16 protein-coding genes are annotated in these 16,076 nt (G+C 63.7%); 5 read left to right on the forward strand and 11 right to left on the reverse strand.

The genetic code is table 11. The annotated features are described in order from the left end of the window. Window positions 1–12: 12 nt before the first annotated feature. The 6 genes from QQK18_RS09775 to QQK18_RS09800 all read right to left on the reverse strand — a co-directional run bounded on the left by QQK18_RS09775 (window position 13) and on the right by QQK18_RS09800 (window position 6,192). The gene (locus QQK18_RS09775; RefSeq protein ID WP_284340151.1) at window positions 13–609 is read right to left on the reverse strand and encodes an NAD(P)H-dependent oxidoreductase; all 597 of its coding nucleotides are present in this window, start codon (window positions 607–609) and stop codon (window positions 13–15) included. Window positions 610–711: 102 nt separating this feature from the next. Beyond that, window positions 712–2,112 (reverse strand): FAD-binding oxidoreductase, encoded by a 1,401-nt coding sequence (locus QQK18_RS09780; RefSeq protein WP_379993744.1) that lies wholly within the window; start codon window positions 2,110–2,112, stop codon window positions 712–714. Continuing rightward, on the reverse strand, window positions 2,109–3,419 hold the full coding sequence (locus QQK18_RS09785; RefSeq protein ID WP_284340153.1) for a cytosine deaminase: 1,311 nt from the start codon (window positions 3,417–3,419) through the stop codon (window positions 2,109–2,111). The genes QQK18_RS09780 and QQK18_RS09785 overlap by 4 nt, the downstream gene beginning before the upstream one ends. A 1-nt stretch (window position 3,420) precedes the next feature. Beyond that, on the reverse strand, window positions 3,421–4,281 hold the full coding sequence (locus QQK18_RS09790; RefSeq protein WP_284340154.1) for an ABC transporter permease: 861 nt from the start codon (window positions 4,279–4,281) through the stop codon (window positions 3,421–3,423). Window positions 4,282–4,283: 2 nt separating this feature from the next. Continuing rightward, window positions 4,284–5,042, reverse strand: a complete 759-nt coding sequence (locus QQK18_RS09795) for an ABC transporter ATP-binding protein (RefSeq protein WP_284340296.1) — start codon at window positions 5,040–5,042, stop codon at window positions 4,284–4,286. Window positions 5,043–5,184: 142 nt separating this feature from the next. Further along, entirely contained in the window at window positions 5,185–6,192 is a 1,008-nt protein-coding gene (locus tag QQK18_RS09800) for an ABC transporter substrate-binding protein (protein WP_284340155.1), read from the reverse strand. Window positions 6,193–6,415: 223 nt separating this feature from the next. Here QQK18_RS09800 and QQK18_RS09805 point away from each other — a divergent pair, with 223 nt between their 5' ends. The 3 genes from QQK18_RS09805 (at window position 6,416) to QQK18_RS09815 (ending at window position 8,195) form a co-directional block, all read left to right on the forward strand. After that, on the forward strand, window positions 6,416–6,805 hold the full coding sequence (locus QQK18_RS09805) for a RidA family protein (RefSeq protein WP_284340156.1): 390 nt from the start codon (window positions 6,416–6,418) through the stop codon (window positions 6,803–6,805). Window positions 6,806–6,831: 26 nt separating this feature from the next. Beyond that, the gene (locus QQK18_RS09810) at window positions 6,832–7,620 is read left to right on the forward strand and encodes a creatininase family protein (RefSeq protein WP_284340157.1); all 789 of its coding nucleotides are present in this window, start codon (window positions 6,832–6,834) and stop codon (window positions 7,618–7,620) included. A 98-nt stretch (window positions 7,621–7,718) separates the two neighbouring features. Beyond that, complete coding sequence (locus tag QQK18_RS09815; RefSeq protein ID WP_284340158.1) at window positions 7,719–8,195, forward strand: DUF1236 domain-containing protein; 477 nt, start codon at window positions 7,719–7,721, stop codon at window positions 8,193–8,195. A 280-nt stretch (window positions 8,196–8,475) separates the two neighbouring features. Here QQK18_RS09815 and QQK18_RS09820 read toward each other — a convergent pair whose 3' ends face one another. Together QQK18_RS09820 and QQK18_RS09825 are read right to left on the reverse strand one after the other, a co-directional pair. Then, window positions 8,476–10,344 carry an ABC transporter ATP-binding protein gene (locus QQK18_RS09820; protein ID WP_284340159.1) on the reverse strand — a complete coding sequence of 623 codons (1,869 nt, stop codon included), beginning with the start codon at window positions 10,342–10,344 and terminating at the stop codon, window positions 8,476–8,478. Window positions 10,345–10,427: 83 nt separating this feature from the next. Beyond that, the gene (locus tag QQK18_RS09825) at window positions 10,428–11,417 is read right to left on the reverse strand and encodes a potassium channel beta subunit family protein (RefSeq protein WP_284340160.1); all 990 of its coding nucleotides are present in this window, start codon (window positions 11,415–11,417) and stop codon (window positions 10,428–10,430) included. A 584-nt stretch (window positions 11,418–12,001) separates the two neighbouring features. On the opposite strand from QQK18_RS09825, the gene QQK18_RS09830 reads away from it, so the two are divergent. Continuing rightward, a complete protein-coding gene (locus QQK18_RS09830; RefSeq protein WP_284340161.1) occupies window positions 12,002–12,283 on the forward strand; it encodes a hypothetical protein in 282 nt (93 codons plus the stop codon). Window positions 12,284–12,454: 171 nt separating this feature from the next. Then, complete coding sequence (locus QQK18_RS09835; RefSeq protein WP_284340162.1) at window positions 12,455–12,835, forward strand: VOC family protein; 381 nt, start codon at window positions 12,455–12,457, stop codon at window positions 12,833–12,835. A 10-nt stretch (window positions 12,836–12,845) separates the two neighbouring features. On the opposite strand, the gene QQK18_RS09840 is transcribed toward QQK18_RS09835, so the two are convergent. The 3 genes from QQK18_RS09840 to argB all read right to left on the reverse strand — a co-directional run bounded on the left by QQK18_RS09840 (window position 12,846) and on the right by argB (window position 15,900). Further along, window positions 12,846–13,559: a pyrimidine 5'-nucleotidase gene (locus tag QQK18_RS09840; protein ID WP_284340163.1), complete on the reverse strand. Its 714-nt coding sequence runs from the start codon at window positions 13,557–13,559 to the stop codon at window positions 12,846–12,848. Window positions 13,560–13,594: 35 nt separating this feature from the next. Further along, on the reverse strand, window positions 13,595–14,833 hold the full coding sequence (locus QQK18_RS09845) for a hypothetical protein (RefSeq protein WP_284340164.1): 1,239 nt from the start codon (window positions 14,831–14,833) through the stop codon (window positions 13,595–13,597). Between the two features lie 161 nt (window positions 14,834–14,994). Further along, window positions 14,995–15,900: an acetylglutamate kinase gene (gene argB / locus QQK18_RS09850; protein WP_284340165.1), complete on the reverse strand. Its 906-nt coding sequence runs from the start codon at window positions 15,898–15,900 to the stop codon at window positions 14,995–14,997. Between the last annotated feature and the right edge of the window lie 176 nt (window positions 15,901–16,076).

Here is a 16,076-nt window from a genome sequence, read left to right on the forward strand (position 1 = left end):
GTCCCGACGCCCTCAGAATCGCGTCATTTCGGCTCTGACCCTGTCGAGGAACCCTTTGAGTTCGGCCTCGCCATTGTTGTTCATGTCGTAGAGCGCCAGGTATTTTGGTCGCGAGCCGAAGGTGACCCACCCCCAGCGGCTGGCGAGCCGCCGGGGCGGGTCGCCCATCAGGACACTGCGCCAGCGATTGCCGCCATAGGTGGTGACGAACGCGGCCTTGCGGATGTTCCCGAGGTTCGGCACCAGCTTGCCGCTCTGCTTGTCCTTGCCGCCAACCAGGTTGAAGCTGACGCCGGGCAGAAAGATGCGGTCGAAATAGCCCTTGAGGATCGCCGGATAGCCGTAGTTCCACACCGGGTGTACGAAGACCAGCGCCTCGGCCGCCCGCAGCCGGTCGACATAGGGCTTGACCGCTGAGGTGATGTTGCCCGGCACCTCGTGGTAGTTGAGCCGCTCCTCGCGGGAGAGCGCAGCCGGAAACTCTTCGTCATAAAGCGATAGCGGGTCGACCTCGTGCCCGGCGCTCTTCAATCCGTCGATGACGGCATGGAAAAGCGACCGGTTGAAACTGGTTTCGACCGGGTGGGCGTGGACAACGTGGACGCGCATCAGGCCGCTCCGGCTGTGGCCAGAGCAACGTGCGAAACGGTGGATACCGGCTTTTCGCAAGAAACGTTGCGACAAAGAACTAGAGCCGGCGCTCTGATCCCATCAGAGCGCATAAGGCTCGAGCCCCTGGAAGAGCCAGGCGCGCCCGGCGTTGAAATCGTAGTCGGGATCGTCCCAGGCGACCATCTTGCCGGGATTGAGCAAGCCGGTCGGGTCCGCTTCTTTCTTGAAGGCCAGCTGGGCCTTATCGGTCCGCTTCATGCCGCCCTCCTCGAGCGTATAGCGGTGCGGGTTGAAGACGAGACATTCGTTGTCCTCGTGGATGCGCACGATCTCTTCGAGCCGTTCCTCGCTGGTATAGCGCACCAGCGGTAGTCCCGCGAAGGTCACTTCCCCGTCCTGGCGGGTCATCTCGATATGCATGGGCAGTTCATCCCCAAGCAGCGAGACGATCTTTTCCACATGCTTGAGGGTCGGGTAGCGGGTCTGCAGATAGGTGATGGTTGGATCGACCTTCAGGGCGCGCAGTGTCGTGTGGTTCCAGGCGAGCTCGTAGATCGGCGGAAGCCGCCGCAGCTCCTCTTCGCTCGCTTCGTCCGAGCGGTAGAGCACCTCGCCGCCGTAGTGGGCCAGATAGATCAGCACCGGCTCGACCGCCACAGGCGCCGCCATGATCAGCACCACCGATTGCCCGTCCCGGACATAGGACTTGTGGCGGTTGAAATACTCCTGCGCGATCGGCGCCGCGCAAGGCGAGAGTTCCTTGAGGAGCAACGACTCCTGGCTTGCAACGGTCTCGGCAAAGCGGCAGGCGGTGATGAAATCATCGAACCCGACCATGATGTCGACCCAGTCATAGGCCGGTGCCAGGGGCATCTCGGCTTCGACGATGATGCCGTTGGTGCCGTACGCATGCGCGACCTTCAGGACATCCTCGCCGGTCAGTTCCAGCGCGCGCGGGCCTTCCTCGCAGGTGATGATCTTGACCGAGAGAATGCTGCCGAGGTTCCTCAGGCCTCCCCAGCGGATCGAGCCGACGCCGCCCGAGCCGCCGGCGATGAAGCCGCCAAGGCTCGCCATGCGGTAGGTCGAGGGGTGGAAGCGCAATTCGCCGCCGACGGCAGCGCGCGTCTCGTTGTCGAGCTTTTCGAGCACGGTCCCCGCCTCGGCCCGCACCCGGTCTTTCTCGATCCGAACGACCCGGTCGAGGTTCATGAGGTTGAGCATGGCGCCGCCGGCGAGCGGCATGGCCTGCCCGTAATTGCCGGTTCCTGCCCCGCGCGGCGTGACGGCCACCTTGTGCTTATAGGCCGCAGCCAAGACCCTTTTGACCTCGTCCTGCGTGCGAGGCGAGACGACGATTTCTGCGGAGACGTGGTCGAGCTTGGCCTTCAGGACCGGCGAGTACCAGTAGTGGTCGCGGCTGCGCTGCTGGACGATGCGCGGGTGGTCCTCGACGGGCACGTCGCCAAGATCGGCACGAAAGGCGGCAATGGACATCAGGCAGCTCCCATTAGGTCGTCGAGTTCGCGGTAGTCGGGCAGGGTGGTGTCGATGGCCTTGCCCGCGCGTATGACGACGCGGTCCGATTGCGGACGCGCCATCAGTTCGCTCCAGCTGCGCGCCCGCACCAGGATGAAGTCGGCCGGCAACCCCGGCGCGATAGTTGCGGTGTGGGCAAAACCGGCGATCTGCGAGGGGGCGGCGCCGATGGTGCGTGCCCAGGGCCACGCCCCGTCCTGCGGATGGTCGAATTGGATGATGCGCGCGCCCTCGCGCAGCACCTCCATCCCGTCGAGGTCGCCATAGGCATAGAACGGGTCGCGGGTATTGTCGGACGCGATGGCGACCGGGACGCCCGCTGCCTTCAATTCATTGAGCAGTGTCACGCCCCGCCAGCGAGGTGTAGCGGCGTCATTCGACCGGTCCTGCAGATACATGTTGCACATGGGCAGCGAGACCACCGCGATGCCGGCCTCGGCCACGCGCTCGATGGTCGCCATCGCCGTCGCCGTGTCCTGCTGGGCGAGGGCGCAGCAATGGCCGGCGATGACCCGGCCGGTAAACCCGGTCTCGATGACGGCATCGGCAAAGCATTTGAGCGCGTCGGCGGCCGGGTCGCCGGTCTCGTCTATGTGGAGGTCGAGGTCGAGGCCGAGCTCTCCCGCCATATCGACGAGACTGCGCATGATGTGCGGGTTGTCCGGATGGACGGCGGTTGAGCCGCCGAGAATTCCCTTGCCGGCCTTGACGCGCAGTGCGATCGACCGCAGTGCCGGCTTGTCAAGAATCGTATCGGGGCCGGTGAGGGCGACAGCTTGGAGTTCGATGCGCCCGGCCCAGCTCTCGCGCGCCTCTTCGAAGATATCCCAGGTGATTGCGTGTTGGCCCTGCGCGCTGTCGAGGTGGGTGCGGATGGCGGCGGTGCCGTGGGCGTAGGCGCAGCGCAGCGAGAAATCCATGCGCTTCTTGACGTCGGCGCCGGCCCAATTGGCCTGCCGGTCCTCCATCACCGCCTGAAGCGCGCCGATCCACGTGCCGTCGGGATTGGCCCGGCGCGGCCAGATATGGCCCTTGTCGATATGGGTGTGGAGGTCGGTAAAGCAGGGCAGGATGAGGCCAGCATCGAGATTCTGCCGGGGGAGCGACGGGTCGGCCGAGCCCGTCGGGCCGATGGCGGCGATAATGCCATCGGTAACGGTGATGTCGAAGCGTCCGATATCGCCCGCGGTCGGCTGATCCATGAATGCCAGCGGGACACCGGCATTGGCGAGCACGTAGCTGTCGGCAATAAACACACGATCTTTCAAGTCAGTTCTCCCGTCGGATGGCGCTCTCGTGCCAGCGATGGAGCGTCAGCCACGAGATGAACGAGGTCAGTGCAAAGATGGCGATACCCGTGCAGCAGAGGAGGATGAGGGCGGCAAAGAGCCGTGGCAGATTCAGCCGGTACTGGCTCTCGAGCAGGCGGAAGGCCAGTCCCGAGCCCTGGCCGGCGGACCCCGCTGCGAACTCGGCTACGACCGCGGCGATGAGCGATAGGCCGCCACCGATCCTGAGGCCAGCCATAAAATAGGGCATGGACGCGGGAATCTTGAGAAAAAGCAGCGCCTGCCAGGATCTGGCCCCGTAAAGCTCGAAAAGGTTCAAGAGGTTATGGTCGACGCTCTTCAAGCCCTGCACCATGTTGGAGAGGATCGGAAAGAACGCCACGATGAACGCGCAGATGAGCAGCGCCGTCTGCGTGTCGGGCGCGTAGATGAGAAGGAGCGGGGCCACCGCAATCATCGGGGTCACCTGAAGGATGACGGCGAATGGATAGAGTGTGAGCTCGATCCAGCGCGACTGGACGAGGATGATGGCGAGCGTCACGCCACCGATGAGGGCAAGCGCCAGCGCCATGAAGGTGATGCGCAGCGTCACCACCAGCGCCGGCCAGAGCGTGCCCCAGTCGGTATAGAGGGCGGTGGCGGCGTCGACCGGGCTCGGCAGGATGTAGCGCGGCACCTCGTTGGCAACGATCGCCCACTGCCAGAGCGCGATCCCCGTCGCCAGTGCCAGGATCGGGATCACGATTCTCAAGATCTTTTCGTTGATGGAAACGCGCGGCCGCAGCACCGCGACGGCCGCGTCCGTTCCCTTCTCGCTTGGTGTTGCGGTGACCTCGGCCATGTTCAGCTCTCCGCGGAGTGGATAGCGCCCTGCAGCGTATCGGAAACCGTTTGGCAGATGGCGCGGTAGGATTCAGATGTGCGGTAGGCCCCGTCGCGCACCCTGGGCTGGACGACCTCGAGATCGGCATAGACCTGGCCCGGTCGGGCGCGCATGACCACAATGCGGTTGGAGAGGTACGCCGACTCGTAAACCGAGTGCGTGACGAAAATGACCGTCACCCCGAACTGCTCCCAGAGTTTCAGGACGTCGTCGTTGAGCTTCTGCCGGGTAATCTCGTCGAGCGCGGCGAAGGGTTCGTCCATCAGCAGCAGCTTTGGGCGGGTGACGATCGCGCGCGCGATCGACACCCGCATTTTCATGCCGCCCGAGAGTTCGCGCGGATAGGCATCGGCGAAGTCGGCGAGCCCGACGCTTTCGAGCCCCTCCATCACCTTCTGGCGTGCGGCCGACTTTGACACTCCACGCAGCTTCAAGGGCAGATGGACATTGCCGAAGACCGTGGACCAAGGCATCAGCGTCGGCTCCTGGAAGACGAAGCCGACATCGCCTTCGGGCAGCCCTTTGGCGTTGATCTTGGAGGATGGCCAGTCGATGCTGCCCGACGAGGCGTCGCCAAGCCCTGCGATGATGCGCAACGCCGTCGACTTGCCGCAGCCCGAGGGTCCGAGGAGCGAGATGAACTCGCCGGGCCGCACGTCGAGCGACATGTCCTTCAACGCCAGCGTTCCGTTGGAAAAGACCTTGGTCACGTTCTGCATCGACACCACCAGCCGGCGGTGTTCGGCCGCTGGTGCCGGATGGCTGGGAACGACGGATAATTGAGCCACTAGGAATAACCCGGGTTAGGGTTAGAAACGGCGCGGGCGGGATTGTCCGTGCCGAGAGCGTGCTGGACGTAGCCTACATTTGGGCGAGGTCGGCGCCCATGCCCTTGCACACGAACTGGGTCGTATAGGCCTTGGAGATGTCGATGCCGGGCTCATACATACCCGCCTCCACCATGCTCTCGTAGAACCCGGTCCAGCGCGCGTCGGTCATGCAGCCGATCCCCTGCTCGATGGCATCGCCCGAAACGGCAATGGCGTATTCCTTCATCTTCTCGAGCGAATAGGCGAGCTGGCCGTCGGTCATTTCCGGGTTGTCGGCCTTGATCAGCGCGTTGGCGGCGGTGTTGTCCCCGTAAAGGTAATTGTACCAGCCGATGATCGAGGCATCGACGAATCGCTGCACGAGGTCCGGGTTCTCCTCGACCATCCCGGTGTGCGCTTCGATGGTGGTCGAATAGGGCGCGTAGCCGAAATCAGCGAGCAGGAAGACCTTCGGCGCCCAGCCGGTCTGCTTCTCGATCTCATAGGGCTCGGAGGTGAGGTATCCCTGCTGTACCGACATCGGGTCGGCTAGGAACGGAGCCGGGTTGAACGTGTAGGGTTCGTACTGCTCGTCGCGGAAGCCCTCGTAATTGGCTTTCATCCAGAGAAAGAAGCCGCCGAAGAATGACGACTGGGCAATGATCAGCTTGCTCGCCTGCGTCATGTCGGCAACCGTCTCGAATGGCGCGTCGGGATGCGCGAGCAGGATCTGCGGGTCTTTCTGGAAGATGGCGGCGACGGCAACAGTCGGAAGCCCTTCCTTGACCGAATTGATGGTGCCCATGCCGCCCATGTAGAAATCGACTTGGCCCGTAGCGAGCAATTGCTGGCCGGGCGACTGCGGCCCGCCGGGGCGGATGGTGACGTCGAGACCATGTTCTGCATAGGTGCCGTCGGCGATGGCCTGGTAGTAGCCGCCATGTTCGGCCTGGGCCAGCCAGTTGGTGGCGAAGGTCACTTTGTCCTGGGCTGCTGCCGCACCGGCAAGCGCGGCAAAGGCAAGCGTCGTCGATGCGGTAAGTCTGATGACGTCTCTCATTGATCATTCTCCGAACCGGGGCGCAGGGAGGGGCACCCATGCGTGGTGAATCCTTATGCGCCATGTTGGCGTGCACAATTCTTCGCCCCTTATGTTTCGGTTGTGAAGGTCAAAAATGCACCACAGGAAAATTATGCCTGCTATGCATGCAAATTTGCGAAAACAGGCTAGGCAAGCGCTTTACCCACCGCTAGCATCCCGGCCTCAACCGATGGTCCCAGCCATGGCCAAGCCGCTTACACCAGACTGCATCCATCCGCCTTTCGCCCCCTACAGTCACGGCATGGTAGTGCCGGCGGGTCAGCGAATCGTCTTCTGCTCGGGCCAGTTGGGGATCGGCGCCGACGGCGACGTGCCGCCCGACTGCGCCGGTCAGGCGCGGCTTTGCTTTGCCAACATCGCAGCGATTCTCGCCGAAGCGGGCATGACCTTCGCCGATGTGGTGCGCATCAACGCGTACGTCGCCGGGCGCGAGCACCTGGCCGACTACATGAGCGTCCGCAACGCGCTCTTTGCCGAGCCCTATCCTGCCTCGACGCTGATGATCGTCTCGGGCTTTGCCCGCCCCGAATTCGTCGTCGAGGTGGAGGCAATCGCGGCCGGCCCCGCTTGAACGTCCCCTACCGCAAGGAGAGCACCGTGACCCGCAAGATCTGGTGGACGGAGTTTGCCGCGCGCGAATTCGACAGCATCAATCCAGAAACGGCCATCGCCATCCTGCCCATCGCCGCGGTCGAGCAGCACGGGCCGCACCTGCCGGTGGGGGTCGACACCTACATCAACCAGGGACTGCTGGAGATGCTTGCCCCGCGCATTCCCGAGGCGATGGACGTGCGCATCCTGCCGGTTACGGCGATCGGCAAGTCCAACGAGCACATCTGGGCGCGGGGCACCGTCAGTCACGTCGCCACCAATCTCATCGACGCCTGGACCCAAATCGGGCTTGAAGTGGCGCGCGCAGGGTTCAGGAAGCTCGTCATCGTCAACTCCCACGGCGGCAATGAGGACATCATGTCCATCGTGGCCCGCGAATTGAGGGTGCGCGCGGGCATGCTGGTGGTCCGGAGCGGCTGGCGCTTCCCCCAGCCCGAGGGGCTCCTCTCCGACACCGAACGGCGGCACGGCATTCACGGCGGAGACGCCGAGACCTCGCTGATGCTGCATTTCCGCCCCGACCTCGTCGATATGGAGCGGGCCGCAGACTTCGTCGCCATCCACGCGCGTGATGAGGTCGAGTACAAGTATTTGAGGCCCACCGGCTCGGCCCACTCCTATGCCTGGATCGCCTCCGACGTGAACCCCGCTGGCGCCGCCGGCAACGCCTCCCTCGCTACGGCCGAGAAGGGGCGGATGCTGGCCGAGGCCCAGGTCGCCGGCATGCTGGACCTGCTGGCCGAGGTCGAACGCTTCCCGCTGCCTGCGGCTTAACCGCTGCAAGCTATTGGGGAACCGACTTCCCATCCTTTCGTTTGCCTCTCGCGAGGGCCAGGTGCGCTACCCCGCGCGCCCAACGAAAGGAGATCGAGATGAAGAAGCTTCTTTTAGCCTCCGTGGCGGCGCTGGTGCTGACCGCGCCGGCCTTTTCCCAGATCATCAAAGGCGACGCTGACGCCGAGGGCGGCGCCGCGGTCGGTGGCACCGCCGGCGGAGTGGCCGGGGGGGTTGCCGGCGGCATGATTTTCGGACCAATTGGCGCGGCCATCGGTGCTTTTACCGGAGCGGTAATCGGCTCCGAGGCCGGCATCGAGGCGACGACGGTCGATTATGTACGCATGCATCCCACCGATCCCGTGATTGTCGGGGGTACAATAGACGTCGGCTACGTGGTGCCCGATACGGTCGTCATCCATCAGATCGAGGGGAGTCCGGACTTCGGGTATTTCTATACCGAGGATCGCGCCTGGATCGTCAATATGTCCGACCGCACGGTCGTCTATTCGCCCGGCACGGTCGTGGCGGCCGAAGGTGGTGCCGACGCCGAAGTAACGGTGAACGTCCAATAGAACGTTTTCAGCAAAAGTGGACACCACTTTTGCGCTACGAGAACGCGACAACACAGAGATGGGAGACGCCATTCCGCTTCAATCGGAACGGCGTCTCTAGCCTCTCAAGGAACGAAACAGGGAAGGAGGCGACCCAAGGCAGGTTTGGGGGCTCAGGCCTTGGGTCGCTTGCAGTCTCTGGAGGTCCGTCAGACTGCCGCCAGACAACTCTCAAATGCCCGCGGAGTTCCCTCCGCAAGAGTTCACTCGTAAGTGTCTCGGCTCGCGGCAGCCACCTGGCCTACCGGTAGCCGGCGGCCTGCAGCTCGAAGAGCTCGGCATAGAGGCCGCCCCTGGCGACGAGTTCGGCATGGCTGCCATCCTCGATGATGCGGCCGTTGTCGAGCACCAGAATGCGATCGGCCATGCGCACCGTCGAGAAGCGGTGCGAGATCAAAAGCGTCGTCTTGCCCTGGGCGAGGCCGATGAAGCGGGCGAACACCTCGGCCTCGGCCTTCGCGTCGAGCGCGGCCGTCGGCTCGTCGAGGATCATCACCTGTGCATCGCGCATATAGGCGCGGGCAATGGCGATCTTCTGCCATTCGCCGCCGGAAAGATCGCGTCCCTTGCTGAACATGCGCCCGAGGACCTGCGTGTATCTGCCCGGCAGCTTCTCGATGACTGCCGCGGCGAGGCTGCGCTCGGCTGCCTCGCGGATGCGCGCCTCGTCGTCGACGGCCGTGACGTCGCCGATGCCGATGTTCTCGCCCGCCGTAAAGCTGAAGCGCATGAAGTCCTGGAAGATGACTCCCATGTGCCGGGCGAGGTCGGCAAGCCCGATGTCGCGGATGTCGGTGCCATCGATGGTGATGCGTCCTTCCACCGGGTCGTAGAGCCGTGTCATCAGCTTGACGATCGTCGTCTTGCCTGCCCCGTTCTCGCCGACCAGCGCCACCGTCTCTCCCGCCTTGATCTCGAAGGAGAGATCGCGAATCGTCCAGGTCTCGCTTTCGGGATAGCGAAAGCCCACCTTCTCGAACCGGATGCCCTTGGCGAGCGGATCGGGGAACGATTGAGGCTTGGCAGGATCCAGAATGGTCGGCTTGATCTCGAAGAACGAAAAGAGGTCGTCGAGATAGAGCGATTGGCCGGCGACCTGGGTAAAGCCGATCATGATCTGGTGGAAAAGCCCGTTGAGGCGCAGGAACGAGCCGGAGAGGAACGCGAGGTCACCTATGGAAAAGTCGCCCGAGATCGTCTTCCAGACGATGTAGGCATAGGCACCGTAATAGGTGAGGGTCGAAACTGCGGCGAGAATCCCGCCGAACACCGTGCGCTCGATAGCGAGTTTGCGGTTGTCGAGGAAGATGGCTGTGGCGAGCGTGCGGAAGCGCTCGACGAGGAAATCGCCGAGCCCGAAGAGCTTGACCTCCTTGGCTGTCTCGGGCCGCGCCCCGACCCAGCGTACATACTCGAGCTGGCGCCGCTCGGGCGTGCGCCCGCGGTTGAGATAGTAACCCCTGAGGTTGAAGCGCTGCTCGCCCCAGACGGCCGGGAACATCGAAACGAAGAGCAGCACGATGAGCCAGGGCGCGTAGACGGCGAGGCCCGCGGCCAGGGTGGCGACCGTGATGATGTCCTGCGCCTGGCCGAAGATCTGGGCAAGCACCGTATTCCGGCTCGCCGCCTGCCGGCGGGCGCGCTCCAGCCTGTCTTGATAGTCGGCCGACTCGAAATGCATGAGGTCGAGCCGCGCCGCGTGCTGCAACAGCTCGACGCTGACCGTGTTGGAGTGCATCTCGCCGAGCACTGTATCGACCAGGTTGACCGAACGGGTCAGGAGGTCGTTGACGAGCACCAGAAGGAGCTCGATGCCGAGATAGAAGGTGATGGTCGAGAGCGCTCCACTTTCCCACCAGGCCCAGACGTCCTCGCCGGGCGATGCGATGCCGGAAAGACGCACCACTTCGTCGATGATGAGCTTGCCGACATAGAGCATGGCGATGGGCTGCAGCGCCTTGACCAGGCGCAGCCCGATGCTTGCCAGCGTTAGGAACCGGCTGGTGCGCCAGATCTGCGCAAACAGCCGCCCGAGATGGCGAAGATTCGCCATGCGCTGGCTAAAGGTCAGTTCGTCGGGCGCGCGGGCGCCGGGGCCGATATCTCTCATTGTGTGAATGATATGAGGAAGGGTGTGAGCCGTCACTGCCCGATAGAGGTGCCGTGACGGCTCAGATGTGATGCCAGGCAGTCTCAGAACCGCTTAGGACCTTCGGGCTTGTTGCCCATGATCTGCTCGATGCGCTCGAGGACATCGGGGGTCAGCTTGTCCTTGGACTCTAGGGCCGAGAGGTTGTCTTCGAGCTGGCTCTTCTTGGAGGCACCGAGGATCACGGTCGAGACATTGGGAGTAACGAGGCACCAGAGCAGCGCCAGGTGGTGGATCGGCAGGCCGATTTCCGAGGCGAGCGCGGCGAGCTGCTTGACCTTTTCGAGTTTGGCCTTGCCCTCTTCGCTCTCCCACTGCTTCTTCAGCCATTCATAGCCCGGCAGGTTGAGCCGGCTGTCGGCCGGGATGCCGTCATTGTACTTGCCGGTAAGTACGCCCGAGGCCAGCGGCGACCAGATGGTGGTGCCGAGCCCCATCAGGTCGTAGAGCGGCAGATAATCGCCCTCGACCTTCTGGCGCACGAAGAGGTTGTATTGCGGCTGCTCCATCACCGGCGGGCTGATGCCGAGCGAACGGGCGACCGCATAGGCTTCGGTCAACTGCTGGGCATTCCATTCCGACGTGCCCCAATAGAGGATCTTGCCTTGCGTGATGAGGTTGTGCATGGCCCAGACCGTCTCCTCGACCGGCGTGTCGACGTCCGGCCGATGGCAGAAGTAGAGGTCGAGATAGTCGACCTGCAGACGCTTGAGCGCCGCGTGGCACGCATCCGTGACGTGCTTGCGTGACAGGCCGCGCTGCGTCGGCTTGTCGCCGCCCCAGAAGACTTTCGAGGAGACCGCGTAGGTGTCGCGGCCCCAGGCTAGTTTCTTCAGCGCTTCGCCCATGAGGGTTTCCGACACGCCTCTCTCATAGCCCTCGGCATTGTCGAAGAAGTTGATGCCCTCGTCGTAGGCGAGCGTCATGATGTCCATGGCATCCTTCTGGTCGACCTGCTTGCCGAAGGTGACCCAGGAGCCGAGCGAGAACTCGCTGACCTTGAGGCCGGATTTTCCGAGACGACGGTATTCCATCTGTCATTCCCTTCTTGTGCCTGGCGCCATTGGGCCGGCCGCGCGTCCATGCAACGCGCCGATGGCCGCTGGCATTGCGCCGAGCGATTGGGTGGTGGATGCGGTGCGCCGAACCGGCCGGTGCATCCGGTTGTGCGGGAGCGATGCGCATGGCTTGCCACGGCAGGCGATGCGATCGTGGGATCGTGTGAACGTTCACACGGGGGTGATGCTAGAACAGGCGGGGCCGCTTCGCCAAGCCCCAGCCCACCTTCCCGTCGCGCGAGTGGGCCTTGAAAGCACCGCAATCAGCCACTAGATACTCGCGATGCACCGTTGAAGGACTCTGGTCCATCCGTTGCGCGGCTGTCACGAACTCCCCTTATCCTGACGGTGATTTGCTCCTTGTCGAGGAGCTGCATCGTGCGCGGAGGCAGATGACGCCGATTTCAATCGGTCCACGAGGACATGGTGTCCCGGACCGCTCCGCAATTCACGCAGAGCCCGCCGCCTCACGCGTGCCGCCGGTCATCCCGTTGGGGGAGCCGGCGCCCAAGGCGCGGCATATGCAAGAGGCGCCCCGTCGGCGCCAAGAGACCAAAGACATGACCAAAGATATGAAGACCGTCGATCTGACGAGACCTGCCGACCTCTATCTCGGCACCGACCACATGACCGCCAGGGCCCAGGGCCATCGGCACTTTTCCAATGCACTTGCCGCCATCCGCTTCGCCATGGAGCAGGCAGCACCCGTGAGCCTGCGCGGCGCCATGCTCCGCCTGGGCAACGAGTGGCTCGACGGCGACGACATCCGCGCCCTCTACGGCAACGACCGGCGCTTTGCCCGCCGCTACATGCCGGAGGTGTCCGCGCTCAACGCCGCCTGAGGCTCAAGCCCTTTCAGCAAAAGTGGACGCCAATTTTGCGTTTCGAAAGCGCGACAACCAATAATCCAGGGCTCCCACTCCGATTCTGTCGGAACGGGAAAGCCCCCTGAACCTTGCCTTTCGAGCCGCGTTGTCCTCGACTGCCGACGCGACGGAACAGGGAGGTTCGTCATGCTCAACACCAAGACATCGAAAGCCATCGTCGCCGTCAGTGACCCGGACCGCGCGCGCGACTTCTACCAGAACGTTCTTGGCCTTGAACTGATCGGCGACGGCATGGGCGGCGTCATGGCCTTCCGCACGGGAGAGAGCGAACTGATCGTCTATCCCTCGCGCTTTGCCGGCACCAACCAGGCCAACGCCGTGGTATGGGGCGTCGACGGCGACATGGACGCGATCGTCGCCGATCTCAAGGCCAAGGGCGTCGTCTTCGAGCACTATCCGGACGACGAGTGGATGCAGCGCGATGGCGACATCCACATGGCGGGCAACGCCAAGCTCGTCTGGTTCAAGGACCCGGACGGCAACATCCTTCATCTCAACAGCATGTAGCACGATCAGATCACGGCAGCGCCTTGAGGAAGGTCGCGAGGTCCTCGGTCACGTGATGGACGTGAGTGCCGCTCGCACGACCGAGCTCCCAGGCGTCGACTTGTTCGTGGGCAAAATCTTCGTCGGCAACGACCTGCACGGTGACCATGCCCACTTCGTGCGGCACCAAGAGGTTCTTTTCCAAATCGTCGAACATCACGGCGCGCATCGGATCTATGCCGTGGCGGGTAAGGAACCCGTCATAGGCCTGCCGGTGCGGCTTCGGGACGAACGCCATGTCACGGATATCGAAGATGTGCTCGAAGAGATGTTCGCCCCCGAGCCGGGCAAGTACGGCCATAGCATGCCCGAGATCGCCATTGGTCAGGATGAACTTGCGCCCCGGCAGCGCGGCGATCGCCGCCACCAGCTCCGGGTGCGGCACCACCGACGCATAGTCGATGGCGTGCACAGTCGTCAGGAAATGGTCGGGATCGATCCTGTGCCGGGTCATCAGGCCGTTGAGGGTCGTGCCGTAGTCCCTGTAGTAGCTCTTTTGCAGCGCACGCGCCTCTTCGAACCCGAGCGCGGTCAGCTCCATGACGTAGTACGTCATGTTGAGGTCGATCTGGGCGAAGAGGTTACAGGTGCGCGGATAGAGGGTGTTGTCGAGGTCGAACACCCAGTCGCAGACATGGGCGAGCGAGCGGACGGTGGGCGCGGTAGTCAAAGACAGATCGTTCATCATGCCATTCTGGCAGATATTGGTGAAAGCTTCATCTAGGTACCGTCATCGTTATTTTCATCCCCTGCATTGGCGATAACCGACAGCCCGAGCATGTTCGCGAGTCCTGCCGGATTGACCGCCGCCGAAACGACCGTGATGAGCCGCAGCGGCGAGGCGGGCGCCACCGCGACCTCGAAGCTGCCGGGATCGGCGAGAAACCGGCGCGCTTCCCCGACGATACGATCGGCCAGTTCCGGTGCGCGGGCGTTCGCGAGCGTCAGCGACAGCTGCTCGAGCAAGCCTTCGGCATAGGCCGAAACGTCCTGGCCCTCCTGCCGCGTGAGATGGGCGAGGAGCCGGCTGGCGAGCGCAGCGTCGTCGTAGCGGATGCGGGCACCGACGAAATGCAGTTTCTCGATGATTGCGAGGCCGGCCTGCATCTCGACCTCGTCGGCGGTCTGCGTCTTGCCCTTGCTCCTCATCTCCGCTGCGCGCCGCTCGGTCTCGTAGATCATCTGCATCACGTCGGGCGTCAATCCATCGAGGGTGAAGGCCAACTCAAGCGCGCCTTGTTCGTCAAAATCCAGCCGCAGGGGCTCGACCGAAACGAGCCCGTCCATCGCCCATGTTGCTGTCGCTTCCATCCGACCTTCGAGGCGTGGTGCGCCGAAGATGACCATACTGGTCTTGGCGTCGTCCTTTTCCGGCCCGATATGGACCGTGATGCCCTCGACGACGAGATGCGAGGAAAGGTCCACAAGCGCGCCTGTGCCCGGCGGCGGGCTGAAGCTCGAGGTCGCCCGCACCGCCTCGAGAGAAAACACCTCCATGCCATCCTGGCGAAAGCGCATGGGCCCGGTCTCGAGGTCGGAAAAGAGGACGACGCTGTCGACGGCGCGCACCTCGCCCGGCGGCAGATAGAAGCCGGCCATCCGCACATCGTCGACGGTGAAGGCGAAGAGCTCGAAGCCGGTATCGTGCTCGAAGGCGATGCGCTCGACGCTCAGCGTCTCGGCGGTATAGGTGCCGTCCTTGGCCTCCGCCACTCCCTCGAAGCGCAGCTCGATATCAAGGCCGACGGGACCGAGCAGCCCTTCCGGCTGCACGATGGCGACCGTTGCGCCCTCGACGACGATGGCGTCGCCTTCGGTCCGCGCCGGTCCGAATTCGAACTCGTAGCCCATGAACGCATAGGCGGCAGCGAGCCGCTCGAGGAAAGCCTCCGGCTCCACCGCCGCAGCCGGCGCCGCTGCAAGAAGTGCCAGACTCGTTCCGATGCCGATCACACGCATAGTCGCCTCCAGAGCCGGATCTTGGTGCTCTCGCTATCAGGCCTGCACGACGCCGGTGTGGCAAGGCATATCGCGGCACAGGCGGCCCGTACCGAGCGTGCGCGTCGTCCCGTCAGCTCCGGGCTCGATGGCCGGATCGGCACGAAGCCGCGCCTGCCAATCTACCTTACGATCAGCGTGCCGGCGCCGTGCTCGGTAAAGAGCTCGACCAGTACCACGTGCGGCATCTTTCCACTGAGGATGACGACGCCCTCGACGCCCTGGTCGAGCGCCTCGAGGCAGGTTTCGACCTTGGGGATCATGCCGCCCGAAATGACACCGTCGGCGATGAGTTGCTTGGCATCACTCACCGAGAGCTCGGGAATGAGCTTGCCGTCCTTGTCGAGAACGCCCGGGACGTCGGTGAGGAACAGCAAGCGCTTGGCGCCGAGCGAGCCGGCAATGGCGCCGGCGAACGTATCGGCGTTGATGTTGTAGGTCGCTCCGTCCCGCCCCGGTGCGACCGGCGCGATCACCGGGATCATCTCCGAACGGGCGAGAAGATCGAGCAGCGTGCGGTCGACCTCGACCGGCTCGCCCACGAACCCGAGATCAAGCACCCGCTCGATATTGGACGTCGGGTCCTTGTATTTCTTCTCGGCTTTCTTGGCGAAGACCATGTTGCCGTCCTTGCCGCAGAGGCCGATGGCCCACTCGCCCTCGGCGTTGATCAGCGCCACGATTTCCTTGTTGATCGAGCCGGCAAGCACCATTTCGACGATTTCGACCGTGCGCTGGTCGGTGACGCGCAGGCCCCCCTCGAACTTGCTCTCGATGCCCATGCTGGCCAGCATCCTGCCGATCTGCGGTCCGCCGCCATGGACGACGATCGGGTTGACCTTGGACTGCTTCAGGAGCGCGATGTCGCGAGCAAACGCCTGGCCGAGCGCCGCATCGCCCATGGCGTGGCCGCCATATTTGACGACGACGGTCTTGCCCTCGTAGCGCTGCATGTGGGGCAGGGCTTGGGCGAGGATGCCCGCATCGTGGGAAAACCGGTCGTTCTTGGAGGCGGTCTGGTCGGACATGACGGGCGGATCCCTTCGCGGCGGACAAACAGTCAGACGGTCTACTGGATTCTCGGGCGAAGCGAAATCGCCTCTGCCGATAAATCTTGCCTGCCTCGACATCGGCTCGATGCGGGGCTCGCCCCGAAGTCTGCGATGTAACAAACGCGCCGGCGGCGCGAATGCGCGGCGCCGCA

The sequence above is a fragment of the Devosia nitrariae genome (assembly GCF_030160115.1).
GTDB classification, from domain to species: Bacteria; Pseudomonadota; Alphaproteobacteria; order Rhizobiales; family Devosiaceae; genus Devosia; species Devosia nitrariae.

Bases quoted from the DNA above. Each gene is read 5' to 3' on its own strand.
- QQK18_RS09825 (WP_284340160.1), bottom strand. From the start codon at position 11,417: ATGGAATACCGTCGTCTCGGAAAATCCGGCCTCAAGGTCAGCGAGTTC.
- QQK18_RS09795 (WP_284340296.1), bottom strand. From the start codon at position 5,042: ATGCAGAACGTGACCAAGGTCTTTTCCAACGGAACGCTGGCGTTGAAG.
- QQK18_RS09820 (WP_284340159.1), bottom strand. From the start codon at position 10,344: ATGAGAGATATCGGCCCCGGCGCCCGCGCGCCCGACGAACTGACCTTT.
- QQK18_RS09840 (WP_284340163.1), bottom strand. From the start codon at position 13,559: ATGAACGATCTGTCTTTGACTACCGCGCCCACCGTCCGCTCGCTCGCC.
- QQK18_RS09835 (WP_284340162.1), top strand. From the start codon at position 12,455: ATGCTCAACACCAAGACATCGAAAGCCATCGTCGCCGTCAGTGACCCG.
- QQK18_RS09815 (WP_284340158.1), top strand. From the start codon at position 7,719: ATGAAGAAGCTTCTTTTAGCCTCCGTGGCGGCGCTGGTGCTGACCGCG.
- QQK18_RS09805 (WP_284340156.1), top strand. From the start codon at position 6,416: ATGGCCAAGCCGCTTACACCAGACTGCATCCATCCGCCTTTCGCCCCC.
- QQK18_RS09790 (WP_284340154.1), bottom strand. From the start codon at position 4,281: ATGGCCGAGGTCACCGCAACACCAAGCGAGAAGGGAACGGACGCGGCC.
- QQK18_RS09830 (WP_284340161.1), top strand. From the start codon at position 12,002: ATGACCAAAGATATGAAGACCGTCGATCTGACGAGACCTGCCGACCTC.
- QQK18_RS09800 (WP_284340155.1), bottom strand. From the start codon at position 6,192: ATGAGAGACGTCATCAGACTTACCGCATCGACGACGCTTGCCTTTGCC.
- QQK18_RS09845 (WP_284340164.1), bottom strand. From the start codon at position 14,833: ATGCGTGTGATCGGCATCGGAACGAGTCTGGCACTTCTTGCAGCGGCG.
- argB (WP_284340165.1), bottom strand. From the start codon at position 15,900: ATGTCCGACCAGACCGCCTCCAAGAACGACCGGTTTTCCCACGATGCG.
- QQK18_RS09775 (WP_284340151.1), bottom strand. From the start codon at position 609: ATGCGCGTCCACGTTGTCCACGCCCACCCGGTCGAAACCAGTTTCAAC.